This window comes from Streptomyces sp. NPDC005761, from assembly GCF_040630635.1.
Classification (GTDB): Bacteria; Actinomycetota; Actinomycetes; order Streptomycetales; family Streptomycetaceae; genus Streptomyces.
Genome location: NZ_JBEXXX010000059.1, coordinates 1 through 16,742, shown reverse-complemented (window position 1 = coordinate 16,742; position 16,742 = coordinate 1). Strand labels below are relative to the sequence as shown.

Here is a 16,742-nt window from a genome sequence, read left to right as displayed (position 1 = left end):
GGTGTGGGCGTGGAGCGGCGGGAGCCGTGCGTGGCACCGGCAGGCGCGCGACGCACGGCCGACACCGCTCGGCCTTCGTCAGCGGGCCTCCGCCCCGGGGCCCGTGACGACCGGGCGGCCCTGCGAGGGCAGTCCCCACTCGCTCCAGGAGCCGTCGTACACCGCCAGGTCGCGGTACCCGGCCAGTGCCGCGCCCAGCGTCAGTACGCAGGCGGTGACACCCGATCCGCAGCTGAAGAACAGCCGCTCCCGCCCCTGTGCCGGACCGGCGAACGCGGACCGCAGTTCCGCCGCCGGGCGCATCCGGCCCTCGTGCTGGATCTCGCCGAACGGCAGGTTGACCGCCCCCGGCATGTGGCCGCCGCGCAGGCCCGGGCGCGGCTCGGGGGCCGTACCGCGAAAGCGCTCCCGGGACCGGGCGTCGAAGACGGCGCTCGCCGGGTCCGAGAGGGCCGCCGCCACCTCGGCGGCGCCCACGAACAGACCGGCGCGCGGGCCGGCCGTGAAGTCACCGCGCTCCGGGGGCGCCGCGGGCGCGCCGCTCTCCGTCGGGAATCCGGCGGCCGTCCAGCCGGGCAGGCCCCCGTCGAGCACGGCGACCCGGTCGAAGCCCATCGCCCTGAGCATCCACCAGGCCCGGGCGCTGGAGTAGATGCCCACCGCGTCGTAGACCACGACCGTGTCGCCGGCGTGGAGGCCCAGGGCGCGCAGCTCCTCGGTGAACCGTCCGGCGTCGGGCATCGTGTGGGGCAGCGGCCCCGCGTGGTCGGAGAGCGCGCCGTCGATGTCGAACGGCCGCGCGCCCACGATCCGCTCCGCGGCCCCCCGGTGCGCGCCGACGGAGGCGTCGAACACCAGCAGCCCCGGAGAGCCGAGCCGCCCGGCGAGCCAGTCGGCCCCGACGAGCGGGCCGGGCAGGGCGTTTTCGTGCGGCGGGACGTCCGGACGGCCCTGTCCGGGGCCGTGAGCACCCCGGCCCCCGTACGTCGGCGCATCGTCGCCCATGCTTCCTCCCCCTCTTCCCGTCAGCAGAATTTTTCAAGATCGCAGCGGGTCCCGGCCCTGTCAACGGTGTACCGCCCCGGCGATGCCACCGGTGCACCGGGCCGGTACCTTCCTGACCAGGACGTCCGCGACGGTGCGGCCGCCCGGTCCCCCGACCCGAAGCGCGAGGCAGAGCCTGTGGAGACCCAAGGCGGCATCACCGTGCAGCGAGCCCTCGAGCTGCCGGGGCTGCGCAGCGGACTCCCCGAGGTGATCACCGGCGCCGACCGGCTCGGCCGCACCGTGCGCTGGGTGCACGCGGGCGAGGTCCCCAACATCGCGTCGCTGCTCAAGGGCGGTGAGCTGCTCCTCACGACCGGCCTGGGACTCGGCACCCGCCCCGCCGAACAGCGCGCGTTCGTCCGGCGGCTCGCCGACCGCGGCATCGCCGCGCTCGTGGTGGAGCTCGGCCCGCGCTTCAGCAGGCTGCCGTCCTCGATCGTGGACGCCGCCCGCGCGGCCGGGCTGCCCCTGGTCCAGTTGCACCGCGAGGTGCCGTTCGTGACGGTGACGGAGGAGATCCACACCGAGATCGTCAACGGACACTACGCGCTCCTGCAGCAGGCGGAGGAGGTCCACCGGCGCTGCACCGAGGCGCTGCTCGGTGGCGGCGGGGTGCCCCAGGTGCTCGGCATCCTGGCGGACTTCACGGCCAACCCGGTCTTCCTGGAGACGGCGGACGGCCAGCTGCTGTACGCGGCGGGCACCGGGTCGGGTCCGGTCTCCGCCGATCCGCTCCAGGTCTGGGACGGGATGCGCGGCGGCCGGACGGCCCGCGAGTCGCCGCCCGTCGGCGCGGTGCTGGTGGATGTGCCGGGCGGCGGCCAGGGGGCCGGTTCGGTGCGGGCCAGGCTGGTCCTGCTGGCGGTGGACGCGCCGCTGGTGCCGGTGCACCGGATGGCGGCGGAGCGGGCGGCGGGACTTCTCGCCGTGGTGCTGATGCAGGCCCGCCAGGAGGAGGAGCTCGCGGCGCGCGGCCGGGGCGACTTCCTCACCGATCTCGCGGAGGGCCGGATCACCCCCGAGGACGCTCCGGCGCAGGCCCGCGTGCTGGGCTTCAAGCCGGGCGAGATGCCGCTGCTGCCCGTGGTGATGCGGCTGGCCCCGGAGCTCTCGCCCTCCGGCAACTGGGCCCTGCTGGCGCGCGCGGTCCTGGAGGAGCTGTCGTCGGTGGGGGTGCCGGTGCTGCTCGGGGTACGGCCGGTGGAGGGCCGGGTGCCGCTGCTGCTGGGGCTGCGCACGGAGACGGAGCGTACGGCGGTGGCCGACCGGGTCGCCGCGGCGCTGCGGGCCGGGGTGGAGCGGGCCGGTCTGGAGCGGGCGGGTTCCCATCACCCCGTCGTGGTGGTCGGGGTGGCGGGCGGCTGGGCGGCGGCCGGGGCGGGACTGCGGCATGCGGCGGAGACGGCCACGGCGGCGCAGGGGCTCGGTGACAGGCCCTGGTACGACGCCAGGCGGCTCGACATCGACCTGCTGTTGTGGCGGCTGCGGGACCATCCGGATCTGGCGGCGTTCGTCGAGCGGGCGATCGGCCCGCTGCGCGATCACGACCGCACCTCGCGGCCGCCGCTGCTGCCCACGCTGGAGACGTATCTGGCGCATGCGGGCCGCAAGGCGGAGACGGCGCGTGAGCTGCATCTGAACCGTCAGACGCTGTACAACCGGCTGGCCCGCATCGGTGAGCTGCTCGGCACCGATCTGGACGACCCGCAGGCCGTCCTGGCACTGAGCCTCGCCCTGCGCGCCCGCCGCCACGCGACGTGAGCCCCGCCCTCAGCGGGTACGGGCCACCGCGAGCGGCTGAACCAACTCGTCGTACACGCTGAGCACCTGGGCGATCGTGTCGTCCTCGGTCGGCCAACTCGCCGCCTGCCGCGGACCGGCGGCCGCCAGCCGCTCCCGTTCCGCCGGATCACCGAGCAGCCGCGCCACGGCCCGGCCGAGCGCCTCCGCGTCGGCGTACGGTACGAGTTCCGCCGCGTCGCCCACGAGTTCGGGCACACCGCCGACCGCGGTGGCGACCAGCGGCACGCCGATCCGCAACGCCTCCTGGGCCAGCAGCGGTCGCGCCTCCCAGCGGCTGGGCAGCACGACCAGGTCGGCGGCCGCCAGGAGTTCGGGATTGTCGGTGCGGCTGCCGATCAGCGAGACGGGCAGGTCCTCGGCCTTGATCCGGCGCCGCAGTGCCGCGCGCTCCCGACCCTCGCCTGCGATGACCAGCAGGGGAACGGGGTCGAGCCGGCACCACATCCGTGCCGCGTCGAGCAGCGTGTCGTACCCGCGATGCGGCACGAGACTGCCCACCGCCATGATCAACGGCCGTCCGACAGCCCCGAGTTCGGCCCGCACCTTGCCGTCGGGTGCCGGTGCGGGCAGGCGCGGTACGGGAACGGCGACGGGTGCCAGACGGGCATCGCGCGCGCCCCGGCGGCGGGCCCGGTCGACCAGGTCCGACGAGGCACCGAGCACAACCGACGCCGCGCGGGCGGCCCTTCGCTCCAGCAGGTGCAGCAGCCGGCGTCGAGCGCCCTCGGCATGGGCCCGGGTGTGCCAGGTGACGACCAGCGGGATCTGGCGGCCGCCGAGCGCCAGTGCGGCCCGCACTGCGGCGTGCAGTCCGTGCGCGTGGACGACGTCGGCACCCGCGCAGACGGCCCGCAGGGCGGCAACGGCGGCGGGGTCGGTGCGCCGTGGCACGGGCGTGAACCGGGCGCCCGTGGCGGAGAATTCGTAGGACCGGTCCAGTCCGGCCGGGGCGCAGACGGTGACCTGCACGCCTCGCGCGACCAGTCCGGCCGCAAGCGAACCGACATGGGCGCTGCTGCCCGCGCTGCCGCCGCCCAGCACCTGGACCGTACGAAGCTGTGACACGTTGAGTGGCTCCCGGAGCTCCCGAGTCGGGGGTGACGGCGTCAACCGCGACCGTGCGGCCGGCCGGCCCATGGGGACGGTCGGCCCGAGTACACCGCCAAGGATGCCAGCCCGTACGCACGTTCCGGCACGGCAGACCCGGTACGCCGGTGCGCACCGCGACAAACCGGGCGTGGCGTACCACCCGCACGGGTGAAATCCGCAACGGGCCGGACGCCGCCGTCACACCCGCACGGAGCCCTACCCGTCGGCGCGCGCCGTGGCCAGCAACTCCTCCGCGTGGGCCCGCGCCGTCTCGGAGTCCTCCTGGCCCGCGAGCATCCGGGACAGTTCCCGTACCCGGTCCTCGCCCTCCAGGACCGTGACGCCGCTCCTGGTCACCGAGCCGTCCACGGTCTTCTCGACCAGCAGCTGCCGGTCGGCGAACGCGGCCACCTGCGGCAGATGCGTGACGACGACGACCTGGGCCGACCTGGCGAGCTTCGCCAGCCGGCGCCCGACCTCGACGGCCGCCTTGCCGCCCACGCCCGCGTCGACCTCGTCGAAGAGGTAGGTGGGTACGGGGTCGGAGCCGGCGAAGACCACCTCGACGGCGAGCATCACCCGGGACAGTTCGCCGCCCGACGCGCCCTTGGCGATCGGACGGGGCTGGGCGCCCGGGTGCGGGGCCAGCAGGAGCTCGACCTCGTCGGCCCCCGATGGCCCGTAGGCCACGTTGCGTCCGCCGATCTCGATGCCGGACGCCTCGTCCGCCGCCTCGGTCTGCCGGATGTCGAAGGAGACGCGGGCGTGCGGCATCGCGAGGGAGGCGAGCTCCGCGGTCACCGCTTCGGCGAAGAGCGCGGCGGCCGCCGTACGGGCGTCGGTCAACGCCTGACCGAGGCCGGAGAGTTCGGCGCGCAGCGCGTCCCGCTCCGCGGTGAGTTCACCGATCCGGTCGTCGTCGCCCTCCAGCTCGGTCAGCCGGGCCGCCCCGTCCTCGGACCAGGCCAGTACGGCAGCGATGTCCACGCCGTACTTACGGGTGAGGCCCGTGAGCGCGGCCCGCCGCTCCTCGACCGCGGCGAGCCGCAGCGGATCGGAGTCCAGCTGGTCGGCGTACCCGGACAGTTCGCCGGCGACGTCGGCGAGCAGGATGGAGATCTCGCCGACCCGGTCGGCGAGCGCGGCGAGCGCCGGGTCGTGAGCGCGCACCCCGTCCATCGCCTGCCGGGCGGCCGCGACGACGGTGGTCGCGTCGACGGCCTCCTGGTCCTCGGGGTTGCCGGCCAGCGCGGTGTGCGCGAGGGCGGCGGCAGAGGCCAGCGCGTCGGCGTGGCCGAGGCGCTGCGCCTCGGCGGCGAGCTCGGTGTCCTCGCCGGGCAGCGGTTCGACCGCGGCGATCTCGTTCAGCCCGAAGCGCAGCAGATCGGCTTCCTGGGCCCGCTCGCGGGCGCGCGTGGTCAGCTCGTCGAGCTCACCTGCGACCTCGCGCAGCCGGCGGTAGGCCGCCGCGTACTTGGCATGGGGCACGGCGACGCCGTCGCCCGCGTACCGGTCCAGGGCCTGCCGCTGCCGGGCCGGCTTGAGCAGCCCCTGCTGATCGGTCTGGCCGTGCACGGCGACGAGCTCGTCGGCGAGTTCGGCCAGCACTCCCACCGGCACGGACCTGCCGCCGAGATGGGCCCGCGAGCGCCCTTCCGCGGAGACGGTACGGCTGATGAGCAGCGCACCGTCCTCGATCTCGGCCCCGGCCTCCTCGGCCCGCAGCGCCGCAGCGTCGCCCTCGGCCACCGTGATCCGGCCCTCGACGACAGCGGCCTTCGCACCGATCCGCACCAGGGCGGGGTCGGCGCGTCCGCCGAGCAGCAGCCCCAGGCTGGTGACGACCATGGTCTTGCCCGCGCCGGTCTCACCGGTCACCGCGGTGAAACCGGGTGACAGCTCCACCACCGCGTCGTCGATGACTCCGAGCGACCGTATCCGCATCTCCTCCAACACGCACATGACCATACGAGGTTTCATGGCCTGCGCGCACACGGGTCGCGGTCGGGGCGTCGGATCCGCCGGATCCGCCGGGGCGAAATGCTGCCGGGGTCAGTGCGGTGCGCCCCGCCAGCCCGACACCGGCAGCGCGAACTTGGCCACCAGGCGGTCCGTGAACGACGCCTGGTGCAGCCGTGCGAGCCGCACGGGCACGGCACCGCGCCGCACCTCGACCCGTGCGCCCGCGGGCAGCTCCACGGTCCTGCGCCCGTCGCACCACAGGACCCCGTGCGGGGTGTGCGGCTGGACCTCGACGGCGAGCACCGAGGTCGGCGAGGTCACCAGCGGCTTGGCGAAGAGCGCGTGGGCGCTGATCGGGACCATCAGCAGCGCCTCGACCTCGGGCCAGACGACGGGCCCGCCGGCCGAGAAGGCGTACGCGGTCGAGCCGGTCGGCGTCGCGCACACGATGCCGTCGCAGCCGAACCCGGTCACCGGCCGGCCGTCGATCTCCAGCACGACCTCCAGCATCCGCTCCGGTGACACCTTCTGCACGGCCGCCTCGTTGAGCGCCCAGTCCGTGTGGACGACATCCCCGTTGCTGTGCACGAGGACATCGATCGTCATGCGCTCCTCGACGGTGTACGCGCGGGTGACGACCCGGTCGACGACCTTGTCGAGGTCGTCGCGCTCGGCCTCGGCGAGGAAGCCGACCCGGCCGAGGTTCACGCCCAGCATCGGGACTCCGGAGGCGCGCGCGAGCTCCGCTCCGCGCAGCAGCGTCCCGTCGCCGCCGAGCACGATCAGCAGCTCGCAGCCGTTGACCGCCTCAGGCGTGTCGGTGACCGTTTCGACGGACGGCGGCAGCGGCAGGTCGACCGCCTCCGTCGTCAGGACCCGCACACCCAGGCCGCTGCGGAGCAGCCCCTGGACGACGAGCTCGGCACTGCGGATCGCGGCCGGCCGGCCGGTATGTGCCAAGAGAAAGACTGTTCGTGCCGCATTCGTCGTCAACGAGGCCCCTCCGCCACTGCACGGTCGACATCTGCGGGATCCAGTTCAGGTGCTCCGGCCCGCAGCCACAGAAAGTACTCGACGTTCCCCGACGGCCCGGGCAGCGGGCTCGCCGTCACACCCCGGACGCCCAGGCCCAGAGCCCAGGCCCGCCGGGCCACCTCCCGTACCGCCTCGGCACGCAGCTCGGGGCTGCGCACCACACCGCCGGTGCCGAGGCGCTCCTTGCCGACCTCGAACTGCGGCTTGACCATGAGGACCAGGTCCGCGTCGGCCGCGGCGCAGCGCGCCAGAGCGGGCAGCACGAGACCGAGCGGGATGAACGACAGGTCGCCCACCACCAGGTCCACCGCCTCGCCGTCGATCGCCTCCAGGGTCAGTTCCCGCACGTTGGTACGGTCCTTGACGGTGACGCGTTCATCGGACTGGAGCGACCAGGCGAGCTGCCCGTAGCCGACGTCCACCGCGACGACGCCGGCCACGCCTGCCCGCAGCAGCACATCGGTGAACCCTCCGGTCGACGCCCCGGCGTCCAGCGCCCGCCGCCCCTTCACCTTCAGCCCGAGGGGGACGAAGGCGGCGAGGGCGCCCGCCAGCTTGTGACCACCGCGCGAGACGTACTCGGGGTCGCTGTCGTCCTTGGTGACGACGAGGGCGGCACTCGTCTCGACCTGGGTGGCCGGTTTGGTCGCGGTGTTGCCGGCGACGGTCACCCGTCCTGCGGCGATCAGCTGGCTCGCATGCTCGCGTGAGCGTGCGAGCTTTCGGCGTACCAGCTCGGCGTCGAGGCGGCGACGGGCCACTCCTGCCACGTTCGGTTCAGCTCCTGTTGTTGTACGAGTTGTTGTACGGGGGCACCGGCGCGGGTGCGGGCCTGGCGTCCAGCGCGGTCAGCTCGTCGCGCAGGCCATGGTGTACATCCTCGTACACCTCGATGTGTCCGTCCGCCGGGAGGTGGTCCGCATCGGCCAGACGCTCCAGGTGCGCGTCCACGCGGGCGTTACCCGTGGGCGTGCGTACGACGCCGAGGGGTGCCGGACCGGCAGGCTCGTGCGACACCGCGGGGGGCGGCTCCTGCGGTGCGTCCTGCGGCATCTCCCCGGGCGCGGTTCCGGCGGCCGTGTCCGGCTCCGGCATCGAGTCGCTCATGCGGGAAACGCTACCGCGAAGGGCTGCTGTACCGTCGGTCACGATGGCGACCATGGCGGAGTGCCGCAGCGCACTCGACAGACTTTCCGACAACCTCGCGGGGGCGGACGGCGACGTGCGCGGCGCGGCGGCGCTCGACCGTTCGCTCAGCTGCCACATCAAGGACCTCGACGTGACGTTCACCGGACGCCTCGCCGACGGCCGGATCCAGGTCCTGGACACGGTCGAGGGGCCGCCCCCGGAGAAGGCGGAGATCCGGCTCGCGATGACCGGGGACGATCTGGTGGCGATGGTGGACGGCGAGCTGAACTTCGCCAAGGCCTGGGGCTCGGGCCGGGTCCGCCTGGAGGCCGGCTTCCGCGACCTGCTGAAACTCAGGTCGCTGCTGTAGCCGCCTCGGGCCCGTCGAACGCTCGGGGACGTCCCTCGAGTCCGGTCGGCGCACGCAGGCGTCCATAGGCCCGGTCCGACGCTCGGATGCGCCCCTCGGGCCCGGTCCGACGCCCGGAGGCGTCCATCAAGCCGGTCCGACGCTCGAAGGCGTCCCCCGAACCGGTCGACGCTCGAAGACGTCCTCGGACCCGTCCGAGGCTCTCAGATGCCTCTCCAGCCCGTCCGGCTCCGAGGACGAGGCGTGGCGCCCCCAGGTCACCCTTCCGCGGACACCGGCTCCGGCACCCGCCCCTGAGTGCCCTACGCCGCCCCCACGACGCGCGCACCGCGCACCCGCGCCGCCGGCACGACCAGTGGTGTTCCGGTCTCCGGATCAGGGATCACCTGGCACCGCAGCCCGAACACCCGCTCCACGAGCTCCGCCGTGACGATCTCCCCGGGCGCGCCCTCCGCGACGATCTCGCCCTCCCGCATGGCGATGAGGTGCGTGGCGTACCGCGCCGCGTGGTTCAGATCGTGCAGGACCGCCACCAGCGTGCGCCCCTGCGTCTCGTGGAGTTCCGCGCAGAGGTCGAGCACGTCGATCTGGTGCTGGATGTCGAGGTACGTCGTCGGCTCGTCGAGCAGCAGCAGCGGCGTCTGCTGCGCCAGCGCCATCGCGATCCAGACCCGCTGACGCTGACCGCCGGACAATTCGTCGACATAGCGATCACCCAGTGCTCCGACCCCGGTCGAGGCCATCGATTCCTCGACAATGCGCTCGTCCTCGGGTGACCACTGCCGCAGCAGCCCCTGGTGCGGGTAGCGTCCCCGGGCCACCAGATCCGCCACCGTGATGCCTTCCGGCGCGATGGAGGACTGGGGCAGCAGCCCCAGCGTCCTGGCGACCTTCTTCGCGGGCAGCCCGTGAATCGCCTCCCCGTCCAGCAGCACCCGGCCACGGGTCGGCTTGAGCATCCGGGACAGCGCCCGCAGCAGGGTCGACTTCCCGCAGGCGTTGGGGCCGACGATCACGGTGAACGAGTGGTCGGGGATCTCGACCGAGAGGTTCTCCGCAATGACCCGCTGGTCGTAGCCGAGGGTCACCGAGTCGGCGGTGAGGCGCTGCATGGACATACTCCGGAGGTGGGTCGGATCGGTGAGGGAATGGGGTGCGGGACCGGTTCCGGACACTCGGTCCGCGCCCCGTGCGCGGCCCTTCATATCCGGCCCGCCTTGCGCTCGGACACCAGGAGCCACAGCAGATAGCAGCCACCGATTACACCGGTGACGACGCCGACGGGAAGTTGCCGGTCGCCGAAGGCCTCCATCGAGACCCAGTCGGCGACGAGGAGGAGCGCCGCACCCATGAACGTCGCGGCCACCAGGTTGGGGCCGGTGGAGCGGGTGAGCCGGCGAGCGAGCTGCGGGGCGCTCAGCGAGACGAACGCGATCGGTCCCGCGGCGGCCGTCGCAACGGCGACGAGCAGTACGGCCGAGCCCATCAGGACGAGCCGGGTGCGTTCGACCCGCACCCCGAGCGCGTACGCGGCGTCGTCGCCCATCTCCATCACCCGCAGCGTGGGCCCGTGTCCGAACACCAGTGGGAGCAGCACACCGCAGACGACGACCAGGGGCCAGACCTGTGCCCAGTCCCGGCCGTCGAGCGAGCCGGTCATCCAGACGACGGCACGGGTCGCGTCGACCAGGTCGGCCTTGGTGATCAGGTACTGGGTCGCGGCGGTGAGCATGGCGGCAGCGCCGATCCCCACCAGGACGAGCCGGAAACCGTGCACCCCGCGCTTCCACGCCAGCACGTAGACGGCGACCCCGGTCAACAGGCCGCCGGCCACCGCGCCGCCCGCGACGGCGGCCGCCCCGCCCTGGAAGAGGACGATCACGGTGAGCGCGCCCACGGTGGCGCCCTGGCCGAACCCGAGTACGTCGGGGCTGCCGAGCGGGTTGCGCGAGATGGTCTGGAACACGGCGCCGCCGGCACCGAGCGCCGCCCCGACGAGGAGTCCGACGAGCACACGCGGCAGGCGCAGGTCCGTGACGATGAACTCCTGCTGGAAGGTGCCGTGTCCGAAGAGCGTGGTCACCACCTCTCCCGGCGTCATCGCGAAGTCGCCGCTGCCGATGAGGACGACGGCCGTGCCGGCAGCCAGGACGGCGAGCAGCAGAATGACGAGGGATGCCCGGACGTTCATCCGGAACGAGTACCCGCCGGCCGTCCGCACGGCTTTCACCGAACGGGCGGTCCCCGACGTCTCCAGGGTCTCCGTCTTCCGCACCGTCTCCTGGGTGGCCTTCACAGCTGGGACATCCTCTTGCGTCGTACGAGGTGGATGAAGACGGGCCCGCCGAGCAGTGCGGTGACGATCCCGACCTGCAGTTCGGACGGACGGGCGACGATCCGGCCGATCACGTCCGCCCCGAGCAGGAGCACCGGGGAGAGCACGGCCGCGTACGGCAGGATCCACCGCATGTCGGGACCGGTGATGGCGCGCACGAGGTGCGGGATCATCAGCCCGATGAAGACGATCGGTCCGCACGCGGCCGTAGCGGCGCCGCACAGCAGGGTGACGGCGAGCATCGCGAGGACGCGGGTGCGGGTCAGATGGGCACCGAGAGCCCGCGCCGTGTCGTCGCCCATTTCCAGGGCGTTGAGCGGCCTCGCGATGAGCAGCGTGAGCAGGACGCCGAGTGCGATGAACGGCCACACCTTGCCGACGGTCTCCATGTTCGCGGAGGCCAGCGAGCCGACGGTCCAGAACCGCAACCGGTCCAGCGCCGCCGAGTCAAGCAGTTGTACGGCATTGACGTAGCCGTACAGCGCGGCGGTGACGGCCGTCCCGGCCAGGGCGAGCCGTACGGGATTGGCGGACCGGCTGCCGCCGAGCAGGTACACGGCGACCGAGACGATCGCGGCTCCGGCGAAGGCGAACCATACGTACCCGGTCAGCGAGGTGACGCCGAAGAAGCTGATCGCGGAGACGACCGCCGCCGACGCACCCGCGTTGACGCCGAGGAGTCCGGGCTCGGCCAGCGGGTTGCGGGTCAGCGCCTGCATCACGGCCCCGGCGAGCCCCAGCGCGGCGCCGACGATCAGCCCGAGCACGGTCCGGGGGATCCGGACCTTCCGTACGAGGACGTCGTCGCCGCCCCCCGCGTAGTGGAACAGGCCGTGCCACACATCGGCGAGCGGCAGCCCCTTGGCGCCGATCGCGATACTCGCCAGGCACACCAGTACCAGGGCGGCCAGCGCGACCAGGAGCCCAGCGGCGCGTAGTGCGTGGCGCCTGGGGGGCGCGGCACCGTCCGGCGCGGCTATCGGGCCTGGGCTCGGGTTCGGAGGACTCTCAACCAACACGCGGTTAGGTTAGCCTAGCCAACTATGAGCTCGGCGGGCCAGGGGGCGGCCGACTCGTCCTATGCGCGAGCCGGCCCCCCACCCGGCGCTCCGCCCTACAGCCCGAGCCGGGCCAACGCCTTCCCCGCGTCCAGAGCGCACGAGCGGTCCCCGGCGTGCGACCAAGCGGCCCCGCACAGCGCCCGCAGACCGTCGAGCGCGTCCCCGTCGCCCTCCAGGACCAGGGCCTCGCCACGTACGGAGGCCGTCCAGCCACCGCAGGCGTACGCCTCGTCCGTGTGGGTAACCTCGGGCTGGCCCGTCAGCAGACCACGCAGGTCGGCGTCCACGTATGTCGGCCGCTGCTCGGGCACCGCGGCCACCAGCTGCGCCGCGTCCGCCACCCCGGTGAGCACCAGCAGGGAGTCCACTCCCCCGTTGAACGCCCCTTCGATGTCCGTGTCGAGCCGGTCCCCGACCACCAGCGGCCGCTCGGCCCCCGTCCGCAGCACCGTCTCGCGGTGCATCGGCGGCAGCGGCTTGCCCGCCACCTGCGGCTCGGCGCCCGTGGCGATCCGTACGACCTCCACCGCCGCTCCGTTGCCCGGCGCGATCCCCCGGGCGCTCGGGATCGTCAGATCCGTGTTGGACGCGAACCACGGCAGCCCGCGGTTGATCGCGTACGAGGCCTCGGCGAACCGCCCCCACGCCATGTCGGGCCCGCCGTATCCCTGCACCACCGCGACGGGGTCGTCGTCCGCGGAGTCCACCGGCTCCAGCCCCCGTTCACTCAACGCCACGCGCAGCCCCTCCCCGCCGATGAGGAGGACCCGCGCTCCGGCGGGCAGCTGATCGGCCACCAGCCGCGCCACGGCCTGCGCCGATGTGATCACATCGGTGGGCTCGGTGGGCACCCCCAGCTCGGTCAGATGCTCCGCCACTGCGGCCGGAGTCCGCAGCGCGTTGTTGGTGACGTACGCCAGGTGCATCCCGCCGTCCCGTGCGGAACCGAGGGCCTCGACCGCATGGTCGATCGCCTGCCCGCCCGCATACACCACACCGTCGAGATCCAGCAGCGCCGTGTCGTACGCCTCGCTCAGCGCGACGCTGCTCCCGCTCGGCCTGGTCCTGCTCGCCTGACTCATATCCCGCGCTCCTCATCGCCTGCGTATCCCCCGATCATCGCGCATCGCCGACACGCGCATACGATGCGGAAATGAACACACGAGGCCCGGCGGACCAGGGACTGCGTCTGATTCCGTTCCGTGGACTGCGCTACGTCCCCGAACAGGTCGGCAGTCTCGCCGCGGTGACCTCGCCCCCGTACGACGTCGTCGTACGCCCCGACGGCCTGCACCACCTGGAATCGGCGGATCCGCACAACATCGTGCGTCTGATCCTGCCCCAGGCCGACTCCGCGGCCGCCCGGCACGAACAGGCCGCCGCGACCCTGAACCGCTGGCTGGCCGAGGGTGTCCTGGCCCCCGACCCCGAACCGGCGCTGTATGTCTACGAGCAGCGCGACGACGACATCCTCCAGCGCGGCATCATCGGCGCGCTGGCACTCTCGGAGCCCGGCGACGGCATCGTGCTCCCGCACGAGGACGTGATGGCCCATGTCGTCGAGGACCGCGCCGATCTGATGCGCACCACCGCGGCGCATCTCGAACCGCTGCTGCTCACCTACCGCAGCGACGGCGAGGCCACGGGTGCGACCGCGGTCATCGAGCGGACCGTCGACCGCCCGCCGCTGCTCGCCACCACCACGGAGGACGGTTACCGCCACCGGCTGTGGGCGGTCACCGACCCCGCCGAACGTGCGGAGATCGAAACGGATCTGGCCGGTCATCAGGCCCTGATCGCCGACGGGCACCACCGCTGGGCCACCTACCTCCGGCTCCAGCAGGAACACACCGTCCCCGGCCCCTGGGACTTCGGCCTGGTCCTCCTGGTCGACACCGCCCGCCATCCGCTCCGGGTCCGCTCCATCCACCGGCTGCTGCACGGGCTGCCCGTCGCCGACGCGCTCGCCTCGCTGAGCGGTCTGTTCCGGGTCCGCGCCGTCGCGGGGCCGCTCCCCCACGCCTTGGACGCGCTTGCCGACGCGGCGGCCGCGGGCAACGCGTTCCTGCTCGCCGGCGACGGCGGGTTCCATCTGGTCGACCGTCCGGACGAGGCACTGCTGGCCCGTACCGTGCCCGTGGACCGGCCGGCCGCCTGGCGCACCCTCGACGCGACGGTCCTGCACTCCGTCCTGCTCGACCACGTGTGGCGGATCCCCGACGCCCCGGACCGCATCGCCTACATCCACGACACGTCGGCAGCCGTCGAACAGGCGGAACGCCACGGCTCAACGGCGGTGCTCATGCATCCGGTGCGCGAAGAGGTGGTACGGGACCTGGCCCGGCAGGGCGTCACCATGCCGCGCAAGTCCACCTCCTTCGGCCCCAAGCCGGCCACGGGCCTGGTGCTGCGCAGCCTGACCCTCGGCTGAGCCCTCCGGAACGCAGAAGAGGGCGGCACCCCACGGGGTGCCGCCCTCTTCTTACGCGTTACTCCTTGACGGGACCGGCGTCCTCGTCGTCCTCGTCCTCGTCCTCGTCGACGTCGTCGTCCAGATCGACCACGTCCTGCGCCTCGGCGGGGGCGGGGGCGGCGTCGTCATCGTCACCGAGGGCGTCGACGAACTCGACACCATCCAGCTCGGCAAGGCGGTCCGACGCGTCCGTGGAGCCGTCCTTGTCGGCCTCCAGGGCCTTCCCGAACCACTCACGTGCCTCGTCCTCGCGCCCTGCGGCCAGCAGCGCGTCCGCGTACGCGTAGCGCAGACGCGGCGTCCACGGGTGCACGGCGCTGGAGGCGAGCTCGGAGCTCTGCAGCGTCACGATGGCGGCGTCGATCTGTCCCATGTCCCTGCGGGCTCCGGCAGCCACCAGACGCATCTCGACCTGGCCGGCCTTGTCCAGCTTCTGCACCTCGGGCTCACCTGCCATGGCCATGGCCCGCTCGGGCCGGCCGAGTCCGCGCTCGCAGTCGGCCATGACGGGCCACAGCTCCACGGAGCCGGTCATCCGCCGGGACGCCCGGAACTCCGCCAGCGCCTCGGCGTACTTCTGAGTGGCGTAGGCCGCGAAGCCGGCAGCCTCCCGCACGGCCGCCACACGCGACGCGAGCCGCAGAGCGATGCGCGAGTAGGCGTAGGCCTGCTCCGGATCCTCGTCGATGAGCCGGGCCACCATGACCAGGTTCCTGGCCACGTCCTCGGCCAGAGTCTTCGGGAGGCTCATCAGCTCCTGACGGACGTCCTTGTCGATCTCGTGACCGGTGACATCGTCGGGGATCGGAAGCCGCTTGATGGGCTCACGGTCCCGGTCGTCCCGCCGCTCGTAACCACCGCGGTCGTCGCGCCCCCGGTAGCCGCCCCTGTCCCGGTCGTCCCGCTGACCGCGGAAGCCGCCGCCGGAGGCACCGCCACGGCTGTCGTCACGACGGAAGCCACCGCCGGACGCACCGCCACGGCTGTCGTCACGACGGAAGCCACCGCCGGCGGAACCGCCACGGTTGTCGTCGTCGCGACGGGGGCCGCGCGGCCGGTCATCACGACGGTCGAACCCACCACTGGGACGCCCACCACGGTCATCGTCCCGACGCGGAGCCCGATCGTCACGACGGAACCCACCACCGGACGAACCACCACGGCTGTCGTCACGACGGAAGCCACCACCGGACGAACCACCACGGCTGTCATCGCGACGGAAGCCACCACCGGAGGCACCGCCACGGTTGTCGTCGTCGCGACGGGGGCCGCGCGGCCGGTCATCACGACGGTCGAACCCACCACTGGGACGCCCACCACGGTCATCGTCCCGACGCGGAGCCCGATCATCACGACGGAACCCACCACCGGACGAACCACCACGGCTGTCATCGCGACGGAAGCCACCACCGGACGAACCACCACGGCTGTCGTCACGACGGAAGCCACCACCGGAGGCACCGCCACGGTTGTCATCGCGACGGAAGCCACCACCGGAGGCACCGCCACGGTTGTCGTCACGACGGAACCCACCACCGGACGAGCCACCACGGTTGTCATCGCGACGGAAGCCACCGCCGGCGGAACCGCCACGGTTGTCGTCGTCGCGACGGGGGCCGCGCGGCCGGTCGTCACGACGGTCGAACCCACCACTGGGACGCCCACCACGGTCATCGTCCCGACGCGGAGCCCGATCATCACGACGGAAGCCGCCGCCGGAGGATCCGCCACGGCTGTCGTCACGACGGAACCCACCACCGGACGAACCGCCACGGCTGTCGTCACGACGGAAGCCACCACCGGAGGCACCGCCACGGTTGTCGTCGTCGCGACGGGGGCCGCGCGGCCGGTCATCACGACGGTCGAACCCACCACTGGGACGCCCACCACGGTCATCGTCCCGACGCGGAGCCCGATCATCACGACGGAACCCACCACCGGACGAACCGCCACCACGATTGTCGTCACGCCGCGGCGCACGATCCCGGTCACGGTCGTCACGACGGAACCCGCCACCGCTACTGGTGGGCCGGCTGTCGTCGCGGCGGGGCCCACCGCTGCTGGTGGGCCGGCTGTCATCACGACGGTTTCCGCCGCGGTCGTTGTCCCGACGCTGACCGCCTGAACGGTCGTCACGACCGCCGCTGAAGCCGCCCCGGTCACCGCCGTCCCGGCGACGCGGCTCGCGCTCCGAACGATCGTCGGGAGAGTTGGTGGACATCGGTGGTGCTCCTGTCATCGGGTACTACAGACATTCTTGCGCAGCCGGACACCCGACGCGCTTCGGAAAACAAAAAGGACCCTTGGTCCCAGCGTTGAACGCTGGGACCAAGGGTCCTTCAAAGATTGTTCGGCGGCGTCCTACTCTCCCACAGGGTCCCCCCTGCAGTACCATCGGCGCTGAAAGGCTTAGCTTCCGGGTTCGGAATGTAACCGGGC

Annotated in this window: 15 protein-coding genes and 1 rRNA gene; 4 read left to right on the top strand and 12 right to left on the bottom strand. The window is 72.9% G+C overall.

Going from position 1 to position 16,742, the window contains the following annotated elements; translation table 11 throughout:
• Positions 1 to 78: 78 nt before the first annotated feature.
• Positions 79 to 1,005: a sulfurtransferase gene (locus ABZ434_RS33410; RefSeq protein ID WP_359144923.1), complete on the bottom strand. Its 927-nt coding sequence runs from the start codon at positions 1,003 to 1,005 to the stop codon at positions 79 to 81.
• A gap of 177 nt (positions 1,006 to 1,182) precedes the next feature.
• Here ABZ434_RS33410 and ABZ434_RS33405 point away from each other — a divergent pair, with 177 nt between their 5' ends.
• A complete protein-coding gene (locus ABZ434_RS33405) occupies positions 1,183 to 2,808 on the top strand; it encodes a PucR family transcriptional regulator (RefSeq protein ID WP_359144920.1) in 1,626 nt (541 codons plus the stop codon).
• Between the two features lie 9 nt (positions 2,809 to 2,817).
• Here ABZ434_RS33405 and ABZ434_RS33400 read toward each other — a convergent pair whose 3' ends face one another.
• The 5 genes from ABZ434_RS33400 to ABZ434_RS33380 all read right to left on the bottom strand — a co-directional run bounded on the left by ABZ434_RS33400 (position 2,818) and on the right by ABZ434_RS33380 (position 7,989).
• Positions 2,818 to 3,915 carry a glycosyltransferase family 4 protein gene (locus ABZ434_RS33400; RefSeq protein ID WP_359144917.1) on the bottom strand — a complete coding sequence of 366 codons (1,098 nt, stop codon included), beginning with the start codon at positions 3,913 to 3,915 and terminating at the stop codon, positions 2,818 to 2,820.
• Between the two features lie 240 nt (positions 3,916 to 4,155).
• The gene (gene recN / locus ABZ434_RS33395; RefSeq protein WP_359144915.1) at positions 4,156 to 5,901 is read right to left on the bottom strand and encodes a DNA repair protein RecN; all 1,746 of its coding nucleotides are present in this window, start codon (positions 5,899 to 5,901) and stop codon (positions 4,156 to 4,158) included.
• Between the two features lie 90 nt (positions 5,902 to 5,991).
• Entirely contained in the window at positions 5,992 to 6,894 is a 903-nt protein-coding gene (locus ABZ434_RS33390) for an NAD kinase (protein WP_359144912.1), read from the bottom strand.
• On the bottom strand, positions 6,891 to 7,706 hold the full coding sequence (locus ABZ434_RS33385) for a TlyA family RNA methyltransferase (RefSeq protein ID WP_359144909.1): 816 nt from the start codon (positions 7,704 to 7,706) through the stop codon (positions 6,891 to 6,893). Before ABZ434_RS33385 ends, ABZ434_RS33390 begins: the two co-directional genes overlap by 4 nt.
• A 7-nt stretch (positions 7,707 to 7,713) precedes the next feature.
• Positions 7,714 to 7,989: a hypothetical protein gene (locus tag ABZ434_RS33380; protein WP_359144980.1), complete on the bottom strand. Its 276-nt coding sequence runs from the start codon at positions 7,987 to 7,989 to the stop codon at positions 7,714 to 7,716.
• A 97-nt stretch (positions 7,990 to 8,086) separates the two neighbouring features.
• Between ABZ434_RS33380 and ABZ434_RS33375 the strand changes: the two genes are divergently transcribed.
• Positions 8,087 to 8,434: an SCP2 sterol-binding domain-containing protein gene (locus ABZ434_RS33375; protein ID WP_359144906.1), complete on the top strand. Its 348-nt coding sequence runs from the start codon at positions 8,087 to 8,089 to the stop codon at positions 8,432 to 8,434.
• Between the two features lie 302 nt (positions 8,435 to 8,736).
• Here ABZ434_RS33375 and ABZ434_RS33370 read toward each other — a convergent pair whose 3' ends face one another.
• From ABZ434_RS33370 to ABZ434_RS33355, 4 genes are all read right to left on the bottom strand, one after another.
• Positions 8,737 to 9,546, bottom strand: a complete 810-nt coding sequence (locus ABZ434_RS33370) for an ABC transporter ATP-binding protein (protein ID WP_359144903.1) — start codon at positions 9,544 to 9,546, stop codon at positions 8,737 to 8,739.
• 89 nt (positions 9,547 to 9,635) lie between these two features.
• Complete coding sequence (locus tag ABZ434_RS33365) at positions 9,636 to 10,625, bottom strand: iron chelate uptake ABC transporter family permease subunit (protein WP_359144977.1); 990 nt, start codon at positions 10,623 to 10,625, stop codon at positions 9,636 to 9,638.
• A 101-nt stretch (positions 10,626 to 10,726) separates the two neighbouring features.
• Positions 10,727 to 11,689, bottom strand: coding sequence for an iron chelate uptake ABC transporter family permease subunit (locus ABZ434_RS33360; protein ID WP_359144975.1), 963 nt, complete (start codon positions 11,687 to 11,689; stop codon positions 10,727 to 10,729).
• Positions 11,690 to 11,883: 194 nt separating this feature from the next.
• Positions 11,884 to 12,912 carry an HAD-IIA family hydrolase gene (locus tag ABZ434_RS33355; RefSeq protein ID WP_359144900.1) on the bottom strand — a complete coding sequence of 343 codons (1,029 nt, stop codon included), beginning with the start codon at positions 12,910 to 12,912 and terminating at the stop codon, positions 11,884 to 11,886.
• Between the two features lie 71 nt (positions 12,913 to 12,983).
• Here ABZ434_RS33355 and ABZ434_RS33350 point away from each other — a divergent pair, with 71 nt between their 5' ends.
• Positions 12,984 to 14,261, top strand: coding sequence for a DUF1015 domain-containing protein (locus ABZ434_RS33350; RefSeq protein WP_359144897.1), 1,278 nt, complete (start codon positions 12,984 to 12,986; stop codon positions 14,259 to 14,261).
• Between the two features lie 58 nt (positions 14,262 to 14,319).
• Here ABZ434_RS33350 and ABZ434_RS33345 read toward each other — a convergent pair whose 3' ends face one another.
• Positions 14,320 to 15,054, bottom strand: a complete 735-nt coding sequence (locus tag ABZ434_RS33345; RefSeq protein ID WP_359144894.1) for a tetratricopeptide repeat protein — start codon at positions 15,052 to 15,054, stop codon at positions 14,320 to 14,322.
• A 30-nt stretch (positions 15,055 to 15,084) separates the two neighbouring features.
• Between ABZ434_RS33345 and ABZ434_RS33340 the strand changes: the two genes are divergently transcribed.
• A complete protein-coding gene (locus tag ABZ434_RS33340) occupies positions 15,085 to 16,428 on the top strand; it encodes a hypothetical protein (protein ID WP_359144891.1) in 1,344 nt (447 codons plus the stop codon).
• A 223-nt stretch (positions 16,429 to 16,651) separates the two neighbouring features.
• On the opposite strand, the gene rrf is transcribed toward ABZ434_RS33340, so the two are convergent.
• A 5S ribosomal RNA gene (gene rrf / locus ABZ434_RS33335) occupies positions 16,652 to 16,742 on the bottom strand; the annotation flags it as partial.

Bases quoted from the DNA above. Each gene is read 5' to 3' on its own strand.
- ABZ434_RS33410 (WP_359144923.1), bottom strand. From the start codon at position 1,005: ATGGGCGACGATGCGCCGACGTACGGGGGCCGGGGTGCTCACGGCCCC.
- recN (WP_359144915.1), bottom strand. From the start codon at position 5,901: ATGTGCGTGTTGGAGGAGATGCGGATACGGTCGCTCGGAGTCATCGAC.
- ABZ434_RS33380 (WP_359144980.1), bottom strand. From the start codon at position 7,989: ATGCCGCAGGACGCACCGCAGGAGCCGCCCCCCGCGGTGTCGCACGAG.
- ABZ434_RS33375 (WP_359144906.1), top strand. From the start codon at position 8,087: ATGGCGACCATGGCGGAGTGCCGCAGCGCACTCGACAGACTTTCCGAC.
- ABZ434_RS33370 (WP_359144903.1), bottom strand. From the start codon at position 9,546: ATGCAGCGCCTCACCGCCGACTCGGTGACCCTCGGCTACGACCAGCGG.
- ABZ434_RS33365 (WP_359144977.1), bottom strand. From the start codon at position 10,625: ATGAACGTCCGGGCATCCCTCGTCATTCTGCTGCTCGCCGTCCTGGCT.
- ABZ434_RS33355 (WP_359144900.1), bottom strand. From the start codon at position 12,912: ATGAGTCAGGCGAGCAGGACCAGGCCGAGCGGGAGCAGCGTCGCGCTG.
- ABZ434_RS33350 (WP_359144897.1), top strand. From the start codon at position 12,984: ATGAACACACGAGGCCCGGCGGACCAGGGACTGCGTCTGATTCCGTTC.
- ABZ434_RS33345 (WP_359144894.1), bottom strand. From the start codon at position 15,054: ATGAGCCTCCCGAAGACTCTGGCCGAGGACGTGGCCAGGAACCTGGTC.